Raw genomic sequence first — 16,538 nt, 5'->3', positions numbered from 1 at the left:
CGTTGTGTCGCCAGATGACTTACTGGGTGACCAGCTCGACCGGTGTTTCGATCACGCCGTTGGCACCGCTGTCGACTTTCTCGCCCTTGATGATCTTCAGCGCGGTTTCGATGCCGAACACGGCCTGCTTGGCTGCAAACTGATCAGCCGTCGCCAGCACGCGGCCGTCCTTGAGCATTGGCTTGATGGCATTGATATTGTCGTAACCGACGACTTTCACCTGCCCAGCCTTACCAGCGGCACGGACTGCGGAAACGGCACCGACCGCCATGCTGTCGTTACCGGCCAGCAGCGCTTTGACATCCGGGTATTCACTGAGGATCGAAGCCGCAACCTTGTTGCCCTTGTCGATTTCCCAGTCACCGGACTGCAGCGAGACCACTTTGATCTGCGCGGCTTCCATCGCGTCCTTGAAACCGGCCGTGCGCGCCTGCGCGTTGGTGGTGGTGGACACGCCTTCGATGATGCCGACCTCGTCGCCCGCCTTCAGTTGCTTGGCCAGATATTCGCCAACCAGACGTGCACCCTTACGGTTGTCCGGACCTACGAACGGCACGTTGATGTTCTTGCTTTTGACCACGGCGGGATCAAGCTGGTTGTCGATGTTGATCACCGTGATACCGGCGTCTACGGCCTTCTTGATCACAGGCACCATGGCCTTGGAGTCAGAAGGCGCGATCACCAGTGCATTCACCTTGGCCAGGATCATCTGTTCGACGATGCGAGTCTGGCCGGCAGTGTCGGTTTCGTCCTTGATACCGTTGGAGATCAGATCGAAATCGGCGGAGTGTTCTTTCTGGTACGCCTTGGCGCCGTCTTCCATGGTCAGGAAGAATTCATTGGCCAAAGATTTCATGACCAGCGCGACTTTGGGCTTTTCTGCGGATTCGGCGAACGCCGAGGAGACAGGTAGTGCGGCGGCTGTGGCAGCCAGCATAGCGACAGCAAGAAGACGTGCGGCGAATGGCAGCTTCATGGGTTCACTCCGATCTTATGATTATTGTGAGCAACGTTTGCGCTGACGTAAGCTACGTCACGGCTCCGGAAGCAGATGCCCTTCAAAGCCGCGCAAACGTTTGCGTAGACCGAACTATGAGAATCCCGCTGACATTTGTCAACAATCAGAAATCGTCTTTTGTTGTAGGCCGAATCGCTGAGTCGGCCATCAGACGCTTCAGGCGGTCGTGTTGACCAGGCCACCGCTTGTAGCGCTTTTCGACATCTCCTTGACCAACGCACCCGCCACCTCTGCCAGTGCGGCGCTGGTTTGCGCGATCTGGCCCTGAATCGACATCACTGCCTGGGATTTCGCTTCGGGAGTCGGATAGCTTGCGGCCTGAGCCGCAGCCAGTTGCTGTTGCTGCTCCTGAAGTTGCTTCTGCAGTTCCTTCATCCGCTTGAGCAACGTCTTGACGGTGATGCTGAGATTGCTGTCAGCCTCGGTTTCACTGTTTTCCTGCACAGGCCCGCCACCGGTTCTGACCTGATTCTTCTCAGTCTTTTCGGTACCCAGCGCCTGCGCCGAAGTCTCATTGGTCGCATCGTTCAGGCTGTTGATCGTCGCTGCAGTTTTACCGCCAATGGTGACTGCAGCGGGATTGGCAAAACCGACCGTCAGTGACATGTGAACTCCTAAGATTTGGTTTCCTTGAGGACGCATCGGCCTGAGAGCACATTTCTTTAGCGGGGATTTGTCACCCGCCTGGCTTTTCAGAGATTGCCTATCGGCGAGCCGAACACGAATCCGTCTGTCGTTCGGAATCCCGGATGGATGGATCCTCAACGATGCTCTAGCCCTCGACAAATATTGATTTAAATCATTGGGTTAAACATTTTCCGCCAGCACATTACGCATGGTATGAATCCTGCTCCCGTCCTTGCACCTCGAGCATTCAGATCGGCTTGGGGCGCATCTAGATGAACCTGCATCAGCACCGTCTCACGACTAGAGAGAAAAATAATGAAATCTGCTTTCAATACTTTGATTCCGGGCGCATTGGCCCTACTCCTGCTCCTGCCTGCTGCCCTTCAGGCAAAAGAAGCCGAAACCCAGACGAAACTGGCCAACGTCGTCGTCCTCGCCACAGGCGGCACCATCGCTGGCGCCGGCGCCAGTGCGGCCAACAGCGCCACGTATCAGGCAGCAAAAGTCGGTATCGAACAACTGATTGCCGGCATTCCCGAGTTGAGCAAACTGGCTAACGTGCGTGGCGAACAAGTCATGCAGATCGCTTCGGAAAGCATCACCAACGACAACCTGCTGCAATTGGGTCGTCGCGTTTCCGAACTGGCCGACAGCAAGGACGTGGACGGCATCGTTATCACCCACGGCACCGACACTCTGGAAGAAACCGCGTACTTCCTGAACCTGGTCGAGAAAACCGACAAGCCGATCATCGTCGTTGGCTCGATGCGTCCGGGCACTGCCATGTCGGCAGACGGCATGCTCAACCTGTACAACGCCGTCGCCGTGGCGAGCAGCAAAGAAGCGCGCGGCAAAGGCGTGCTGGTGACCATGAACGACGAGATCCAGTCCGGTCGCGACGTCAGCAAAATGATCAACATCAAGACCGAAGCATTCAAAAGCGCCTGGGGTCCGCTGGGCATGGTGGTCGAAGGCAAATCCTACTGGTTCCGCCTGCCGGCCAAGCGTCACACCATGGATTCGGAATTCGACATCAAGGACATCAAGAGCCTGCCTGACGTAGAAATTGCCTACTCCTACGGCAACGTCAGCGATACCGCCTACAAGGCACTGGCTCAAGCCGGCGCCAAAGCCATCATCCACGCCGGCACTGGCAACGGTTCGGTATCTTCCCGCGTGGTTCCATCCCTGCAAGCGCTGCGCAAGGATGGCGTGCAGATCATTCGCTCGTCCCACGTCAACGCCGGCGGCTTTGTCCTGCGTAACGCCGAACAGCCCGACGACAAATACGACTGGGTTGTCGCTCACGACCTGAACCCTCAGAAAGCCCGCATCCTGGCGATGGTTGCACTGACCAAGACCAACGACAGCAAAGAGCTGCAACGGATGTTCTGGGAATACTGATTGAACATCGCCTGATCACTTCTCGATCGGGCAATTGCGCATCACCTGTCAGCTTGACAGGTGGTGCCCCGCTTACACCCTTCCAATACTTTTCCCACAAAAATCTCGACAAGTCCTACACCAAAATCGGAAACCCGCTGTCAGAGGATTTTCTTGAATTTTAAGCAGTTGCGAAATCGCTTACAGTTAAATACTGTATGCACGTACAGCTTAATAAGGATAACCTCGTGGCCACCTCTCCTGCTGCTCCTGACGCTTATGAACGCATGGGTATGCGCGTTCAGAAAATCATCAATTCCCCCACCGCACAAAAAGCCAAAGCCGCACTGATTTTCCGTCTGCCGGATGAGCCGATGGACGACTGGGAGCGCTTGCTCGAGGAAATCGACGAGAACGACAACGTCACCCTCGCCTATCGCGATGACGGTGGCGTGCAGATTTTTTGGGTTGTGCCGAAGGAAGATTGATTCAATGAGTGTCCGCTGTGTTGCTTTGCTGTTGTTGTTTTTCGCCGTGGGCGCCCAGGCTGGCGCCCCACGTACATTTTCCGAAGCCAAGAAAGCCGCATGGAAACTTTATGCGCCGCAGTCCACGGAGTTCTACTGCGGCTGCAAGTACACCGGCAACCGCGTCGATCTCAAGGCTTGCGGCTATGTGCCGCGCAAGAACGCCAAGCGTGCATCGAGGATCGAGTGGGAGCACATCGTGCCGGCCTGGCAGATCGGGCATCAGCGGCAGTGCTGGCAGCAAGGCGGACGCAAGAATTGCACGCGTTACGATCCGGTTTATCAAAAGGCCGAAGCTGACCTGCACAACCTGGTACCGAGCATCGGTGAGGTCAACGGTGATCGCAGCAACTTCAGCTACGGCTGGTTGCCGGTGCAGTCCGGTCAGTATGGATCCTGCCTGACGCAGGTCGACTTCAAGGCCAAGAAGGTCATGCCCCGCCCTTCGATCCGCGGCATGATCGCCCGCACGTATTTTTACATGAGCAAACAATACGGACTGCGCCTGTCGAAGCAGGATCGGCAGTTGTACGAAGCGTGGGACAAGACCTATCCAGTGCAGGACTGGGAACGTCAGCGCAACCAGAGCGTGGCGTGCGTGATGGGGCGCGGCAACGAGTTTGTCGGCTCGGTAAATCTTAAAGCCTGCGGCTGATCGCAGCACAAATAAAAAGGCCTCGAGCGTTATGCTCGAGGCCTTTTTCACGTTTGGCGTTCAACCTGTTTTGAAGGCGCTACGCTTATGGCGTGAGGGGATGCTCAATCACCACCGACTCGATATTTTGTTTCTTGGCTTTTACCAATGCCGCATCCACCTGCACCTTGCGCGCCTCGGCGTCAGCCTGAGAATTGAACGGACCGATCAGAATTCGTGTTTTACCGCTGCCGTCCTTGACGACCGTCGGAACGAAAGCATGCTCGATCAACCAGCCGCTCAGGTCACTGACAGCCTGCGGAGTTTCGCCACGCACTTCCAGATCCCACTGTGGCGCGGCGGCCGCCGGCGCTGCCGCGACCTTTGTCTCAGGCTTTGGCGCATCTACACTCTTGCCTTCACCGCAGCCTGCCAATGCCAGTGCCGCTACCAGCCAAACCAATTTGCGCACAACGCTTTCCTCGGAATTCACAAAGCGGCGATCTTATCATTCATAAATACTTCGCGAGCCCCGCAAAATGGGCACAAAACAACGAGAATGATGATTGCAGCCTCTGTATAGTTACGCCCTGGGAATTAATGCCGCATCTGCGCGTCAGAAAGAGGCACCCAAACCGTGAGACTTCGCACTAATCTATAGATACCACCGACCTCTGCACTGTCTGAATCAGGTGCCCTACAAAGCAATCAAGGAGAAGACCATGCTGATACTCACCCGCAAAGTCGGTGAAAGCATAAACATTGGTGATGACATCACGATCACCATCCTCGGAGTCAGCGGCCAACAAGTCCGCATCGGCATCAACGCTCCGAAAAACGTGGCAGTGCACCGTGAAGAAATTTACCAACGCATCCAGGCCGGCCTGACCGCTCCGGACAAGCCGCAAACACCCTGAGCCACTTTGCATTACGTAGCCAGTCCTATTGCCGTCGCGCAAGACTGGCTAAAGATTCACGCGCCGTTTAGCCATCCGCATTTCACCCCGCTGGGCACGGCGCCTGAAGCACACTGACTCCTTTCACTTGTCACTCCCTCCTTTCTTGCGCCGATATTACCTTTCACTCCTGGAGCTGGCTGTCGGACGTTTCCGATAGAGCACGGAGAATTTCGCCTTCTAAGCGAATATCACCCCACGCGCCATGCCTGTCGCCGCGACCATCATCAGGATCAGCAGCAGCGCTTCAACATGACTGATGCGCGCGTACAACTTCGCACGCCCGGCATCAGGCGCTACCCCGCGCGACGATGCGATGCGCCATTTGATCAGCGTGATCATGGGTGCAAGCTCTACCAGCAGGATCAGCACTAACAACGTCATCTTCAGATGAAACAGCGGCTGATGCAGGTAATAGTCAGAGCCTTTCTCGTAACCACCAAATGCGCGCATCGCTCCGGTAATAAGCAGCGTCAAAGCTGAAAGCCCCCACAAGTTATCCGCGAGCAGCACGCGCTTGACCTCTCCCGTACCCGCCGAGAGCTGGCTGAACACTGTGCCGCGCGTCAGCACCGCCCAGAAAGCCAAGGCAAACGCGAATAGATGAACAGCCGCAAGGATCCACTGACTCAGCATCGACGCACTCCCTTACAAAGAGTTGAAAATCGGCCAGTCAGTAGTAGACGAAAAAGCGGGGCCTCGCTTGGAGCTGACGGCGAGACAGATGCCAAACGCCAAAACGCAGGCAAAAAAAATCCCAAGCAGCTGATGGAAGCTTGGGATTTAAAAATGCATAAACCGTGGTGGTGAACGCGGAACGGATGTTACTTAAATTCCCAATATGCAACAAGGCTTTTTCGATAACCGGTTGGAGAAAAATAGCTGTAAGCCTTTGGATATTCAGGTGTTTTCAACAACGAAATGGTAGAAAAACGCACCAAAATGGCGCTTGATCACTTTGCCCAAATAGTAATGAATGGAGAGCTGATCAGAGCGAAGCGGAAATGACTGGGAACAAGCGTTGCGCAAATCGCAGACAACAAAAAAGGGCTCACCTTTCGGTGAGCCCTTCTAGACCGCCCAGCAGAGCGGATTTTGTTTGGTAGGCGCGATTGGACTCGAACCAACGACCCCCACCATGTCAAGGTGGTGCTCTAACCAACTGAGCTACGTGCCTGCTGTGAGGCGGCATTCTACGGAATTCCGGAGGGGTGTCAACACCTTTTTTTCACCTAACCCTATGAATATGCAAAATATTTAATTTCGCCTCAGCGACGAAGATTTTTCGGTAGCTGGCGGAGGTTTTTCAACTCGGGTAGGATCGACGCACTCGTAAAATATATTAAACAGAGGCGGCAGGATGGCGAACAACCAATACCCAGAGTCTTATTACGCTGCGTCGGCCAATGCCGTACCACCACGCCCTGTGCTGCAGGATGATGTGGAGACGGACGTCTGTGTGATCGGCGCCGGGTATACCGGGCTGTCGTCCGCCCTGTTCCTGTTGGAGAACGGTTTTCGCGTAACCGTGCTGGAAGCGGCGAAAGTCGGTTTTGGCGCCTCGGGCCGAAACGGCGGGCAGATCGTCAACAGCTATAGCCGCGACATAGACGTCATTGAACGCACGGTCGGCCCCAAGCAGGCGCAACTGCTCGGCGAAATGGCCTTTGAAGGCGGCCGGATCATTCGCGAGCGCGTGGCCAGATACAACATCCAGTGCGACCTGAAAGACGGTGGTGTATTCGCCGCCCTTTCCGCCAAACAAATGGCCCACCTTGAATCGCAGAAACGGTTGTGGGAGCGCTTCGGCCACACCCAGCTGGAATTGATGGACCAACGCCGCATCCGCGAAGTGGTCGGCTGCGATCAGTACGTCGGCGGCATGCTCGATATGAGCGGCGGCCACATCCATCCGCTGAATCTGGCGCTCGGTGAAGCAGCGGCAGTCGAGTCTCTCGGCGGCACCATCTATGAGCAATCACCTGCCGTGCGCATCGAGCGCGGGGCCAATCCGGTTGTGCATACGCCGCAAGGCAAGGTCAGGGCCAGGTTCATCATCGTTGCCGGCAACGCCTACCTCGGCAATCTGGTGCCGGAACTGGCGGCCAAATCGATGCCGTGCGGTACCCAGGTGATCACCACCGAGCCGCTGGGCGATGAGCTGGCGAAGGCGCTTTTGCCGCAGGATTACTGCGTGGAGGATTGCAACTATCTGCTCGACTACTATCGCCTGACCGCCGACAAACGCTTGATCTTCGGTGGCGGCGTGGTTTACGGCGCTCGCGATCCGGCGAACATCGAAGCGATCATTCGCCCGAAGATGCTCAAAGCTTTCCCGCAACTCAAGGACGTGAAGATCGACTACGCCTGGACCGGCAACTTCCTGCTGACCCTTTCGCGCTTACCGCAGGTCGGGCGCCTGGGCGACAACATCTATTACTCGCAGGGCTGCAGCGGTCACGGCGTCACCTACACGCATCTGGCTGGCAAAGTCCTCGCCGAAGCGTTGCGCGGTCAGGCCGAGCGCTTCGATGCCTTTGCCGACCTGCCCCACTACCCCTTCCCCGGCGGGCAATTGCTGCGCACACCGTTTGCCGCGCTGGGGGCCTGGTATTACGGGCTGCGCGATAAGTACGGTCTATAAACACCATCGTGGCGAGGGATTTATCCCCGTTGGGGGTGCGAAGCGCCCCCTCTTGAGCAGGAGGGGACTGCTGCGCAGTCCAACCGGGGATAAATCCCCTCGCCACAGTAGATTCAGCAAGGCTTAGGATCAGAGCTGATCCCGAGCGATCCCGCTGCGAATCCGCAGGATATCCGCCAGCACTGCCAGCGCAATTTCCGCCGGTGTCTTGCTGCCGAGGTTGAGGCCGATCGGCGCATGAATCCGCGCCAGCTCCGCCTCGCTCAAACCACCAATGCGACGTAAGCGCTCAAAGCGTTTTTGCGACGTCTGCAGCGATCCCATCACACCGATGTAAAACGCCTTGGTGCGCACCGCCTCCATCATCGCCAGATCATCGATACGCGGATCGTGGGTCAACGCCACTACCGCCGTATCGCGATGACAACCACCGTCGGCAATAAACACCGAAGGCAGCTGCCGACGGATTTCTACGCCATTGAGCACCACACCTTCCAGCACCTCGTCGCGCGGATCGCAGAGAATCACTTCGAAGCCAAGTCCTACCGCGAACTCGGCACAGGCCTGCGCCACACTGGAGTAGCCGGCGAGCAACAAGCGCTGTGCTGCACCGATACGGATGCGCACCCGATCAATCTCACGCTCGATCCGTGCACCCTGCTCGCGATCAGCCAACAGAACGCGCGCACCGCTGGCCAGATCGACTTCGCGAAGCAGACGACGTTGACCCAGCAGCGCTGATTCCAGTTCACGCAGATGCGCCTGCACCGCGCAGTCGGCGTCAAGTTTTTCCACCAACACATCGAGAATGCCACCGCAAGGCAGACTGACCCGCGAGCGCGGATCATCGCCTTCGCCGTAACGCACGACGCTGACTGCTTCGAGAAACGCACCTTCGGCAACGCGCTCAAGAAAATCCTCCTCAACGCAACCGCCCGACAGCGAACCGATCCACTGCCCGCTTTCGTTCACCGCGAGCAGCGAACCCGGCGCGCGCGGTGCCGAGCCGTAAGTGGTCAGCACCGTGCACAGCCAGATTCGCTGCCCGGCCACCGACCATTCCAGCGCCCGACGCACCACTTGCAGATCGAGATGCTGCATATCAGTGGGCCTTGTGCTCGACGCTCGGCGCGTCGGCTTGCAGCTTCTGCACTTCACTTACTGCCAGCTCAGCGCTCTGGCCGCCCCAACCCTGACGCAGGTAGTTGAGCAGATCAGTCAATTGCTCAGGACTGAGCTTTTCAGCAAAACCCGGCATCGGCTGCATGTGCTCGAACCCGGAAAACTTCTGTTCGCCGATGCCGTCATAGATCACTCGCAACAGGTTGCGCGGATCTTCCAGACGCAACGTGGTGTTGCCGCGCATGGCCACTGCGATGTGCGGTTTGCCTTCACCGCCAGCCGCGTGACAACCGGCGCAGACGTTCAGATATTCCTGACGGCCGCGCTGAGCACTCGCGCTGAGCTTGTCCAGCGGTACTTCGACGAGCTCTTTGGCTGGTGGCGGTTGCTCGCCAAGCAGGAACGTCGCCATTGCCGCCAGATCAGCATCGCTCAGACCTTGAGTGCTGTTGTGAAACACCGGGAACATTTCGTTGAACATCGTTCCTTGCGCGCTCATGCCATGCTTCAGAAACGTGCTCAGATCCTGCTGATTCCAGCCGCGCGCGGCCAGGTCGGTGGCCAGCAGGCTCGGCGCGAGATAACCATTGAGAATGCCGCCGGTCATGCGCTTGTCCATTTGCATCGCGCCCGGCAGGCCACGTGGCGTGTGGCATTCACCGCAGTGGCCGAGGACATCGACCATATACTGGCCGCGCTTCCACGCCGCACTTTTGCCTTCGGCCGGCTCCAGCTTGACGTCTTTACCGTAGAGCATGTTCCAGCCGGTCAGGCCCAGACGCACGTTGAACGGAAAGCTCAGGCTGGTCACCGGCGCGGCGCGTTCGATCGGCTCGATGGTTTTCAGATACGCGTGAATCGCATCGGAATCGGCGCGCGGCATCAGGTGATACGAAGTGTACGGCATCGCCGGATACAGATTCGCACCGTCGCGCCGTTTGCCTTCGGTCAGCGCAGCGAAGAACTCGTCATCGTTGTACAGACCGATGCCGTGCTCTTTGCTCGGGGTGATGTTGGTGCCGTAGATCGTGCCGAACGGCGACACGATCGGCAGGCCGCCGGCATAGGGCGCGCCACCCGGTGCGGTGTGGCAGGCCATGCAGTCAGCGGCGCGGGCGAGGTATTCGCCGCGCTTGACCTGATCATCGGCGTGGACCGCCAAAAACGGCGCAGCCAGTCCGACCGCAAAAGTCAGGCGGGTCAGTAAACGCTTCATGCTCAACCCTCCTTGACCAGACCAAGATCGGTCAGCACGTTGCGCGTGGCGTTGTAATAACGCACGTACCCGGTGCAGCGGCAGACGTGATGGCCGAGGCTGTCCTCGATCACCTGTTCCAGCTGACTTTTGACGATCGGCTGGCGCTGCAGCTTCTCGACCAACACCGTCGCGGCGTTGACGAAGCCTGGCGCGCAGTAGCTGCACTGGAAGGCAAACTCGTCGACAAAGCGCTGCTGGATCGGATTGAGCTCAGTGACCTGGCCCTGCTCGTCGCGAGTGGCGTGGCCTTCGATGGTGCGGACTTTCTTGCCCTCGAAGTAGTGCGCGCCGGTGATGCAGGTGCGCACTTCTTCGCTGGTACCGTCGGGGTTATCGACGATCACCACGCAGGCGTGGCAGATCCCCTGACCGCAGCCCAGCCGCGAGCCGGTGAGGTTTTTGTATTCGTGCAAATAGTCGATCATCGGCAGGTCATCAGGGATGTCCACCGGGCCGACGGATTGACCATTGAGGGTCAGTTGAAGCGGACGGTTAGCCATTGAGGGCCTCCTTGATGCGCGCAGCGGTGATAGGCAAGTCACGAACACGTTTACCGATGGCGTGCGCCACGGCGTTACCGATGGCACCGACAATCGGGATCATCACCACTTCGGCGATGCCCTTGGACGGATCGCTCGGCGACAGCGGCGGCAGGATCTCCGCAGTCTGCTTCCACACGGCAACGTGACGGGCCATCGGCAGACGATAACGGTTGAAGTTCCAGTCACCCTCCCCCGGCCCGCCTTCGTACAACGGCATTTCTTCCATCAGCGCATGACCAATACCCATGGCGATACCGCCTTCGAGCTGGCCCTTGACCAACTCTTCAACCAACACGCGCCCGCACTCGATCCAAGAATGGTGGTTGAGCACCTGAACCTCCGCCGAGCCTTTGTTGACCTTCAGCTCGACCAACGTGGCGACCGGGCTGTAATAGGTCACGGCAGCGTTGTTCAACTGCACTACCGGGTAGTTGACGTTCTGCCGATCAAGCAAGTGGAAGCCGGCGCTGTTCATCTGCGCTTTCTTCGCTTGTGGCGCGCCATCGCCGTATTTCACCGCCAGACCGTCGAGCGGCAAGCGCTCGCGCACGCCGTCGATGCTGTATTCGGCTTCGGCCCAGCTCCAACGGTTGAAACCGTGCACCGTGGCGCCCGTCACCAGCCCGCGTTCGTGGGCGCGCTTGGCCAGCTCTTCGAAACTCAGCGGCTGCATGCCGTTGGCGGTCAGCTTGCCGTCGACCCAATGCGCATCTTCGCGACGCACCACGTAAGGGTTGGCCTGGCCGCCGTACGGCCCCTGACGCCATATCTCCAGCGCCGCGGGCCACAAACCATGGTTGAACAGCACGCGCGCGGCCTCACGGGTTGCATGGCTGAAGTAATAGGCGGAGTTGGTCGCCGAAGACGCCGACGCCAGCTTGCCGACCCAGCGCGGGTTGCGCAGCAGATTATCCTGCTCGGCCTGACTCATGATGTACGGGTTGCCGCTGGTGATCAGCTGCATTTCCTGCCACTCGGTTTCTCCGGTCTTCACATCATGCGCCGGGCTGCCGAGGAAATCGGCGACGACCAAGGCTTGCGAAGTGGACATGCCGGTGCCGATTTCGATACCGATATGGCGCAGGGTGATGCGCCCGTCAGCGGTGAATTCGATGCTGGCCATCGGTGCTTCGGAGCCGGTACCGAAGTCTTTCTGGCAAATGGCGAAACCGACGCCGTACCAGTTATCCGGGTCTGCCGCTTCACGTTGTTGCTTGATCGTGTCGCGGTTTTTCCAGACTTCGTGCACCGAGGCCTTGTCGAGAATTTCGTGCAGGCGCAATGCACCGGCCGGGATTGCGCCCTGGGTATTTTTCATACCGGAACGCAGGGCATTCCTGCGGCGCAAATCGATGGCGTCGACACCCAGACGATTGGCGATCTCGTCGACCATCATTTCGGTCGCCGCCATGCTTTGCAGGGTGCCGTAACCGCGCATCGAACCCGCCTCGACCGCGCGCGAGTGATACGCGGTGACTTGCAGGTCGTTCTGCGGCATGTAGTAGATCGACTGCGCTGCGGTGGCGCCAACCGCCGCCACCGATGGGCTGTAGTTGACCCGACCGCCGCCGTCGACGCTCATTTCTGCACGGAAAATCTTGAAGGTGTAGTCGTTCTTGTCCACGGCCAACTGGTAGCGGATGTCGAACGGGTGACGCTTGATACCGCTCTGGAATTGCTCATAGCGGTCGTTGGCCAGACGCACCGGCACACCGGCGCCGTACAGCGCGGCCAGGGCTGCATAGTAGACAAAAATGTTGTGGTCTTTGGAGCCATAGCCGACGGTATAGCCCGGGTGCATGTTCAGGTTGGCCAAGCCGAAACGCGACGGCCCGATCATCTTCGCAGTCTCGGTCGCGACTTCCAGCGGGCACTGCGTCGCCACGACGAAATGCAGGGTTTTGGTTTTCGGGTCGTACCAGCCGTTGCCGTTGTCCGGCTCAAGGGCGGCCGGTTCGATCGACGGCGTCTTGTAGCGCTCATCGAACACCAGCCAGTTGTCTGGCGGCGTGTCGATCTCCTGCTTCATGCGGTCGGCGTAGAACAGACCGCGCTCGGTGAGGTTGCCATGCAGGTTCGGCGATGCGTTCCACACTGGACGGCGGTTCTTCAGCATCGGGAACAGAATCGAATCCTTGAGGCTGGCGAACTCGTCTTCATCCGCCGAGGTCGCGCCACCGACGCGCACATAGCGGAAGCTGCCGTAGGGATCGCCTTCGTAGAACGGCACTTTGGCGCCGTAACGAATCGCCTTGTCATTGAATTTGAGTTGATTCTTGGCCTGACGGAAACGCTCGAAATCGTTCCAGATCAGGATCGCCACCGGGTGACCGATGAACATCGGCACTTTACCTTCCGGCAGCAATGGATCAGGCGCGTGCTCTTCGGGGAAGACGATACCGTCCTTGTCCAGATCGGCAGCGGTAACGATGCGGTCTGGCTGCAGATCAGCGCCGAGCCACGACAGGTCGTAACCTGCGTAGATACGGTCGGCCTTGATGGTTTTCAGCAGCATGGCGTGGCCCTGTTGCTCAGGCCAGCCAGGCATGTCCTTGGCGCGGATGTCGCGGGCAAACACCTTGCTGCCGCAGACCTTGGACAAGGCATCGTTGCGTTGACGGGCCTTGCCGTTATTGCCGAGCCATTTCTCGGACGGCACGGTGACGCTGTTTTCCATCAAGGCAGCCAGCGCCTGACTGCTGAGCGGCGTAAGCGTAACGCTCACACCCGCCACCAGCCCGCCCTGGAGGAACGAGCGCCGGGATATTTCACGGTTGGACATGGATCATCCTCTGGGCGGTTATAGGTCCGCCCTTGTGGTTATCTACTGGGGATCTCGAGTCGTGCAGAAGCTCTTTCTGGCGAAGCAAAGAGCTGTGTTGACAGTGCAAAGCTGACCGAAAGGTTAACTTTAAAGGTTTCTGCGCCCACAGCAAACAACCAGTTACAAAAACCTGACTAAATAATCAAAAAATCAATGCGACGTAGCACCGCATCCGATCTGCCGAGATAACAGAGCGTGCCTATGTGGGAGCGAGCCTGCTCGCGAAAACGTTTTTCCAGGCAATACAGATTTTGAACGTGCCGGCGCTTTCGCGAGCAGGCTCGCTCCCACAGGGATTCGCATGGACTTAAGGAGAGAGGAATGAGGAATAACCAAATTTCAGACACAAAAAACCCCGGTCTTTCGACCAGGGTCTTTGCTATCGATCCGATTCAGCCAATGGCTGATTTCGGCGCTTCAAGGCGTTCAGTGGTCCTTGAAACAGATATGGCGCAGCGGACGGGACTCGAACCCGCGACCCCCGGCGTGACAGGCCGGTATTCTAACCGACTGAACTACCGCTGCGTATCGCTTTGAGCTTGCGCTCAAGTAACTCGTTTTGATTGCCGGCTTCGGTGCCTTGCAATCGCGAACCAGATGAATCTGACTCGTAAAATATGGCGCAGCGGACGGGACTCGAACCCGCGACCCCCGGCGTGACAGGCCGGTATTCTAACCGACTGAACTACCGCTGCGCGTCGGTGCAGGCACTTTCAGCCTACTCTCTTGCTTGCGCAAGCTTCTCGGTAGTGGTGGGTGATGACGGGATCGAACCGCCGACATTCTGCTTGTAAGGCAGACGCTCTCCCAGCTGAGCTAATCACCCGTTTGCATCTCCGAGGCCGCGAAATTTACGCAGGTGGCGAAGCTAAGTCAATAGCAGGATTGGAGTTTTTCTGAAAAAGACGAAATTGCTTCATTCCTGAAGAAGCCATCGACCGATGGACCGCATTCGCCAGCAGGCTCGCTCCCACAGGACGCGGCTTCGCTTGTTATTCCGTGTAGATCATCTTCTTGGTCATGCCGCCATCGACGACGAATTCCTGCCCGGTGACAAATCCCGCATTGCGCGACAGCAACCACGCCACCATCGCCGCCACGTCTTCGACCGTCCCCACCCTGCCCGCCGGATGCTGGGCGTGATCGGCATCGGCCAACGGTTCGGCGCGACGCACCGAGGGATCACGCGCATCGATCCAGCCCGGACTGACCGCATTCACGCGGATTTCCGGTCCAAGGCTGATTGCCAGCGCATGGGTCAGCGCCAACAGCCCACCCTTGCTCGCCGCATACGCCTCGGAGTCCGCCTCCGACTGTCGCGCACGGGTCGAGGCCAGATTGACGATCGAACCGTTGTGCGCACGCAGATAAGGCGCACAGTGCTTGGCCAGCAACATCGGCCCGCTCAGATTCACCGCCAGCACTCGATTCCAATAGGCGAGATCGAGGCTTTCCAGAGTAATGTTGTGCGGATCGGCCACCGCCGCGTTGCAGACCAGCGCATCAAGGCGACCAAACTGCCCCAGCACCTCGGCCACGCCCAGTGCGACCTGATTTTCCTCGGCGACGTCCATGGCGATGAACCAGGCATTCTCGCCCAGCACCTTCGCCACTTTCGAACCACGCACCCGATCAAGATCGGTCAGCACTACCTGCCAGCCTTCGCTGATCAGCCAAGCGGCGATTCCGAGGCCGATACCGCGTGCAGCGCCAGTGACCAGCGCCACGCGGCCATGGGTATTGGCTGCCGGTGTGGACAACTCGATCACAATGCCGCCAGACCGCGCGCCAGGTCAGCCTGCAGGTCAGCGACATCTTCCAGACCAACCGCGACGCGGATCAGACTGTCGCGAATCCCCGCTGCTTCACGCTCCTGCGGCGCCAGACGGCCGTGGGAGGTGGTGCTTGGATGGGTGATCGTGGTTTTGCTGTCGCCGAGGTTGGCGGTGATCGAAATCAACCGAGTAGCATCGATAAAGCGCCAGGCGCCTTCTTTGCCGCCCTTGACCTCGAAGCTGACCACCGCACCAAAACCCTTCTGCTGGCGCTGGGCCAACTCGTGCTGCGGATGGCTCTTGAGGCCGGCGTAATGGACTTTCTCGATGCCGTCCTGCTGCTCCAGCCATTCGGCCAGCGCCTGAGCGTTGGCGCAATGCGCTTTCATGCGCAGGTTGAGGGTCTCGAGGCCTTTGAGGAAGATCCACGCGTTGAACGGGCTGAGGGTCGGCCCGGCGGTCCGCAGGAAACCCACCACTTCTTTCATCTGTTCACCGCGACCGGCGACAACGCCGCCCATGCAGCGGCCCTGACCGTCGATGAACTTGGTCGCCGAGTGCACGACAATATCCGCGCCGAGCTTCAGCGGCTGCTGCAACGCCGGGGTGCAGAAGCAGTTGTCGACCACCAGCTGCGCGCCCTTGGCATGCGCGATTTCTGCCAGCGCGGCGATATCCACCAGCTCGGCCAACGGGTTGGACGGCGATTCGACAAAAAGCAGCTTGGTGTTGGACTTGATCGCCGCGTCCCAGGCCGACAGCTCGGCCAGCGGGACGTAATCGACTGCGACGCCGAAGCGTTTGAAGTATTTCTCGAAGAGGCTGATGGTCGAGCCGAACACGCTGCGCGACACCAGCACATGATCGCCAGAACTGCACAGGCTCATCACCACCGCCATGATCGCGGCCATGCCGGTTGCCGTGGCGACGGCTTGCTCGGCGCCCTCCAGCGCGGCAATGCGTTCTTCAAACGCGCGCACGGTCGGGTTGGTGTAGCGCGAATAGACGTTGCCAGGCACTTCGCCGGCAAAGCGCGCCGCTGCATCGGCAGCGGTGCGGAATACGTAACTGGAGGTGAAGAACATCGGGTCACCGTGTTCGCCTTCCGGCGTGCGGTGCTGACCGGCACGGACGGCCAGGGTATCGAACGCTACGCCTTCGAGGTCGCTGTCCAGCCGACCGGCATCCCATTCCTGACTCATGCTGTCTCTCCTTGCTGTTCTCGAAC

Annotated in this window: 15 protein-coding genes and 4 tRNA genes; 5 read left to right on the top strand and 14 right to left on the bottom strand. The window is 58.7% G+C overall.

What is annotated here, in order from left to right; genetic code table 11:
* Positions 1-19: 19 nt before the first annotated feature.
* Together AC0Z5Z_RS12280 and AC0Z5Z_RS12275 are read right to left on the bottom strand one after the other, a co-directional pair.
* Complete coding sequence (locus tag AC0Z5Z_RS12280; protein WP_024012403.1) at positions 20-976, bottom strand: sugar ABC transporter substrate-binding protein; 957 nt, start codon at positions 974-976, stop codon at positions 20-22.
* Positions 977-1,174: 198 nt separating this feature from the next.
* On the bottom strand, positions 1,175-1,624 hold the full coding sequence (locus tag AC0Z5Z_RS12275; RefSeq protein WP_041478549.1) for a hypothetical protein: 450 nt from the start codon (positions 1,622-1,624) through the stop codon (positions 1,175-1,177).
* Positions 1,625-1,960: 336 nt separating this feature from the next.
* Between AC0Z5Z_RS12275 and AC0Z5Z_RS12270 the strand changes: the two genes are divergently transcribed.
* From AC0Z5Z_RS12270 to AC0Z5Z_RS12260, 3 genes are all read left to right on the top strand, one after another.
* Complete coding sequence (locus tag AC0Z5Z_RS12270; RefSeq protein WP_095179504.1) at positions 1,961-3,049, top strand: asparaginase; 1,089 nt, start codon at positions 1,961-1,963, stop codon at positions 3,047-3,049.
* A 197-nt stretch (positions 3,050-3,246) separates the two neighbouring features.
* Positions 3,247-3,516: a DUF1654 domain-containing protein gene (locus AC0Z5Z_RS12265; RefSeq protein WP_016774035.1), complete on the top strand. Its 270-nt coding sequence runs from the start codon at positions 3,247-3,249 to the stop codon at positions 3,514-3,516.
* 4 nt (positions 3,517-3,520) lie between these two features.
* Positions 3,521-4,210 (top strand): endonuclease, encoded by a 690-nt coding sequence (locus tag AC0Z5Z_RS12260; protein WP_041478547.1) that lies wholly within the window; start codon positions 3,521-3,523, stop codon positions 4,208-4,210.
* An 85-nt stretch (positions 4,211-4,295) separates the two neighbouring features.
* Here the strand turns inward: AC0Z5Z_RS12260 and AC0Z5Z_RS12255 are convergent, their stop codons facing one another.
* Positions 4,296-4,661 (bottom strand): SPOR domain-containing protein, encoded by a 366-nt coding sequence (locus AC0Z5Z_RS12255; protein ID WP_056784413.1) that lies wholly within the window; start codon positions 4,659-4,661, stop codon positions 4,296-4,298.
* Between the two features lie 250 nt (positions 4,662-4,911).
* Between AC0Z5Z_RS12255 and csrA the strand changes: the two genes are divergently transcribed.
* A complete protein-coding gene (gene csrA, locus AC0Z5Z_RS12250) occupies positions 4,912-5,106 on the top strand; it encodes a carbon storage regulator CsrA (RefSeq protein ID WP_003179932.1) in 195 nt (64 codons plus the stop codon).
* 219 nt (positions 5,107-5,325) lie between these two features.
* Here csrA and AC0Z5Z_RS12245 read toward each other — a convergent pair whose 3' ends face one another.
* A complete protein-coding gene (locus tag AC0Z5Z_RS12245; RefSeq protein WP_252885703.1) occupies positions 5,326-5,781 on the bottom strand; it encodes a DUF2214 family protein in 456 nt (151 codons plus the stop codon).
* Positions 5,782-6,245: 464 nt separating this feature from the next.
* Positions 6,246-6,322, bottom strand: a tRNA-Val gene (locus AC0Z5Z_RS12240).
* A 183-nt stretch (positions 6,323-6,505) separates the two neighbouring features.
* Between AC0Z5Z_RS12240 and AC0Z5Z_RS12235 the strand changes: the two genes are divergently transcribed.
* Entirely contained in the window at positions 6,506-7,789 is a 1,284-nt protein-coding gene (locus tag AC0Z5Z_RS12235; RefSeq protein WP_252869132.1) for an NAD(P)/FAD-dependent oxidoreductase, read from the top strand.
* 129 nt (positions 7,790-7,918) lie between these two features.
* Here the strand turns inward: AC0Z5Z_RS12235 and AC0Z5Z_RS12230 are convergent, their stop codons facing one another.
* From AC0Z5Z_RS12230 to AC0Z5Z_RS12190, 9 genes are all read right to left on the bottom strand, one after another.
* Positions 7,919-8,890 carry an XdhC family protein gene (locus AC0Z5Z_RS12230; RefSeq protein WP_353188884.1) on the bottom strand — a complete coding sequence of 324 codons (972 nt, stop codon included), beginning with the start codon at positions 8,888-8,890 and terminating at the stop codon, positions 7,919-7,921.
* 1 nt (position 8,891) lies between these two features.
* Positions 8,892-10,127, bottom strand: a complete 1,236-nt coding sequence (locus AC0Z5Z_RS12225) for a c-type cytochrome (RefSeq protein WP_485611152.1) — start codon at positions 10,125-10,127, stop codon at positions 8,892-8,894.
* Positions 10,128-10,129: 2 nt separating this feature from the next.
* Positions 10,130-10,669, bottom strand: a complete 540-nt coding sequence (locus tag AC0Z5Z_RS12220; RefSeq protein WP_016773947.1) for a (2Fe-2S)-binding protein — start codon at positions 10,667-10,669, stop codon at positions 10,130-10,132.
* Complete coding sequence (locus AC0Z5Z_RS12215; RefSeq protein WP_252869129.1) at positions 10,662-13,493, bottom strand: xanthine dehydrogenase family protein molybdopterin-binding subunit; 2,832 nt, start codon at positions 13,491-13,493, stop codon at positions 10,662-10,664. Before AC0Z5Z_RS12215 ends, AC0Z5Z_RS12220 begins: the two co-directional genes overlap by 8 nt.
* A 490-nt stretch (positions 13,494-13,983) precedes the next feature.
* Positions 13,984-14,060, bottom strand: a tRNA-Asp gene (locus tag AC0Z5Z_RS12210).
* A 93-nt stretch (positions 14,061-14,153) separates the two neighbouring features.
* Positions 14,154-14,230, bottom strand: a tRNA-Asp gene (locus AC0Z5Z_RS12205).
* Positions 14,231-14,285: 55 nt separating this feature from the next.
* Positions 14,286-14,361: transfer RNA gene (locus AC0Z5Z_RS12200), tRNA-Val, on the bottom strand.
* A 166-nt stretch (positions 14,362-14,527) separates the two neighbouring features.
* The gene (locus tag AC0Z5Z_RS12195; RefSeq protein WP_252879799.1) at positions 14,528-15,304 is read right to left on the bottom strand and encodes an SDR family oxidoreductase; all 777 of its coding nucleotides are present in this window, start codon (positions 15,302-15,304) and stop codon (positions 14,528-14,530) included.
* On the bottom strand, positions 15,301-16,512 hold the full coding sequence (locus AC0Z5Z_RS12190; protein WP_485611151.1) for an O-succinylhomoserine sulfhydrylase: 1,212 nt from the start codon (positions 16,510-16,512) through the stop codon (positions 15,301-15,303). Before AC0Z5Z_RS12190 ends, AC0Z5Z_RS12195 begins: the two co-directional genes overlap by 4 nt.
* Positions 16,513-16,538 lie beyond the last annotated feature (26 nt).

The organism is Pseudomonas sp. 1L-E-NC-VB-C3, assembly GCF_057291535.1.
The sequence above is the reverse complement of the archived record's forward strand: the minus strand, read 5'-3'. Positions and strand labels throughout refer to the sequence as shown.

What these genes read in the sequence shown, in the direction of transcription:
- AC0Z5Z_RS12275 (WP_041478549.1), bottom strand. Translation starts at nt 1,624, where the DNA reads ATGTCACTGACGGTCGGTTTTGCCAATCCCGCTGCAGTCACCATTGGC.
- AC0Z5Z_RS12265 (WP_016774035.1), top strand. Translation starts at nt 3,247, where the DNA reads ATGCACGTACAGCTTAATAAGGATAACCTCGTGGCCACCTCTCCTGCT.
- AC0Z5Z_RS12235 (WP_252869132.1), top strand. Translation starts at nt 6,506, where the DNA reads ATGGCGAACAACCAATACCCAGAGTCTTATTACGCTGCGTCGGCCAAT.
- AC0Z5Z_RS12225 (WP_485611152.1), bottom strand. Translation starts at nt 10,127, where the DNA reads ATGAAGCGTTTACTGACCCGCCTGACTTTTGCGGTCGGACTGGCTGCG.
- csrA (WP_003179932.1), top strand. Translation starts at nt 4,912, where the DNA reads ATGCTGATACTCACCCGCAAAGTCGGTGAAAGCATAAACATTGGTGAT.
- AC0Z5Z_RS12280 (WP_024012403.1), bottom strand. Translation starts at nt 976, where the DNA reads ATGAAGCTGCCATTCGCCGCACGTCTTCTTGCTGTCGCTATGCTGGCT.
- AC0Z5Z_RS12215 (WP_252869129.1), bottom strand. Translation starts at nt 13,493, where the DNA reads ATGTCCAACCGTGAAATATCCCGGCGCTCGTTCCTCCAGGGCGGGCTG.
- AC0Z5Z_RS12220 (WP_016773947.1), bottom strand. Translation starts at nt 10,669, where the DNA reads ATGGCTAACCGTCCGCTTCAACTGACCCTCAATGGTCAATCCGTCGGC.
- AC0Z5Z_RS12245 (WP_252885703.1), bottom strand. Translation starts at nt 5,781, where the DNA reads ATGCTGAGTCAGTGGATCCTTGCGGCTGTTCATCTATTCGCGTTTGCC.
- AC0Z5Z_RS12230 (WP_353188884.1), bottom strand. Translation starts at nt 8,890, where the DNA reads ATGCAGCATCTCGATCTGCAAGTGGTGCGTCGGGCGCTGGAATGGTCG.
- AC0Z5Z_RS12260 (WP_041478547.1), top strand. Translation starts at nt 3,521, where the DNA reads ATGAGTGTCCGCTGTGTTGCTTTGCTGTTGTTGTTTTTCGCCGTGGGC.
- AC0Z5Z_RS12190 (WP_485611151.1), bottom strand. Translation starts at nt 16,512, where the DNA reads ATGAGTCAGGAATGGGATGCCGGTCGGCTGGACAGCGACCTCGAAGGC.
- AC0Z5Z_RS12270 (WP_095179504.1), top strand. Translation starts at nt 1,961, where the DNA reads ATGAAATCTGCTTTCAATACTTTGATTCCGGGCGCATTGGCCCTACTC.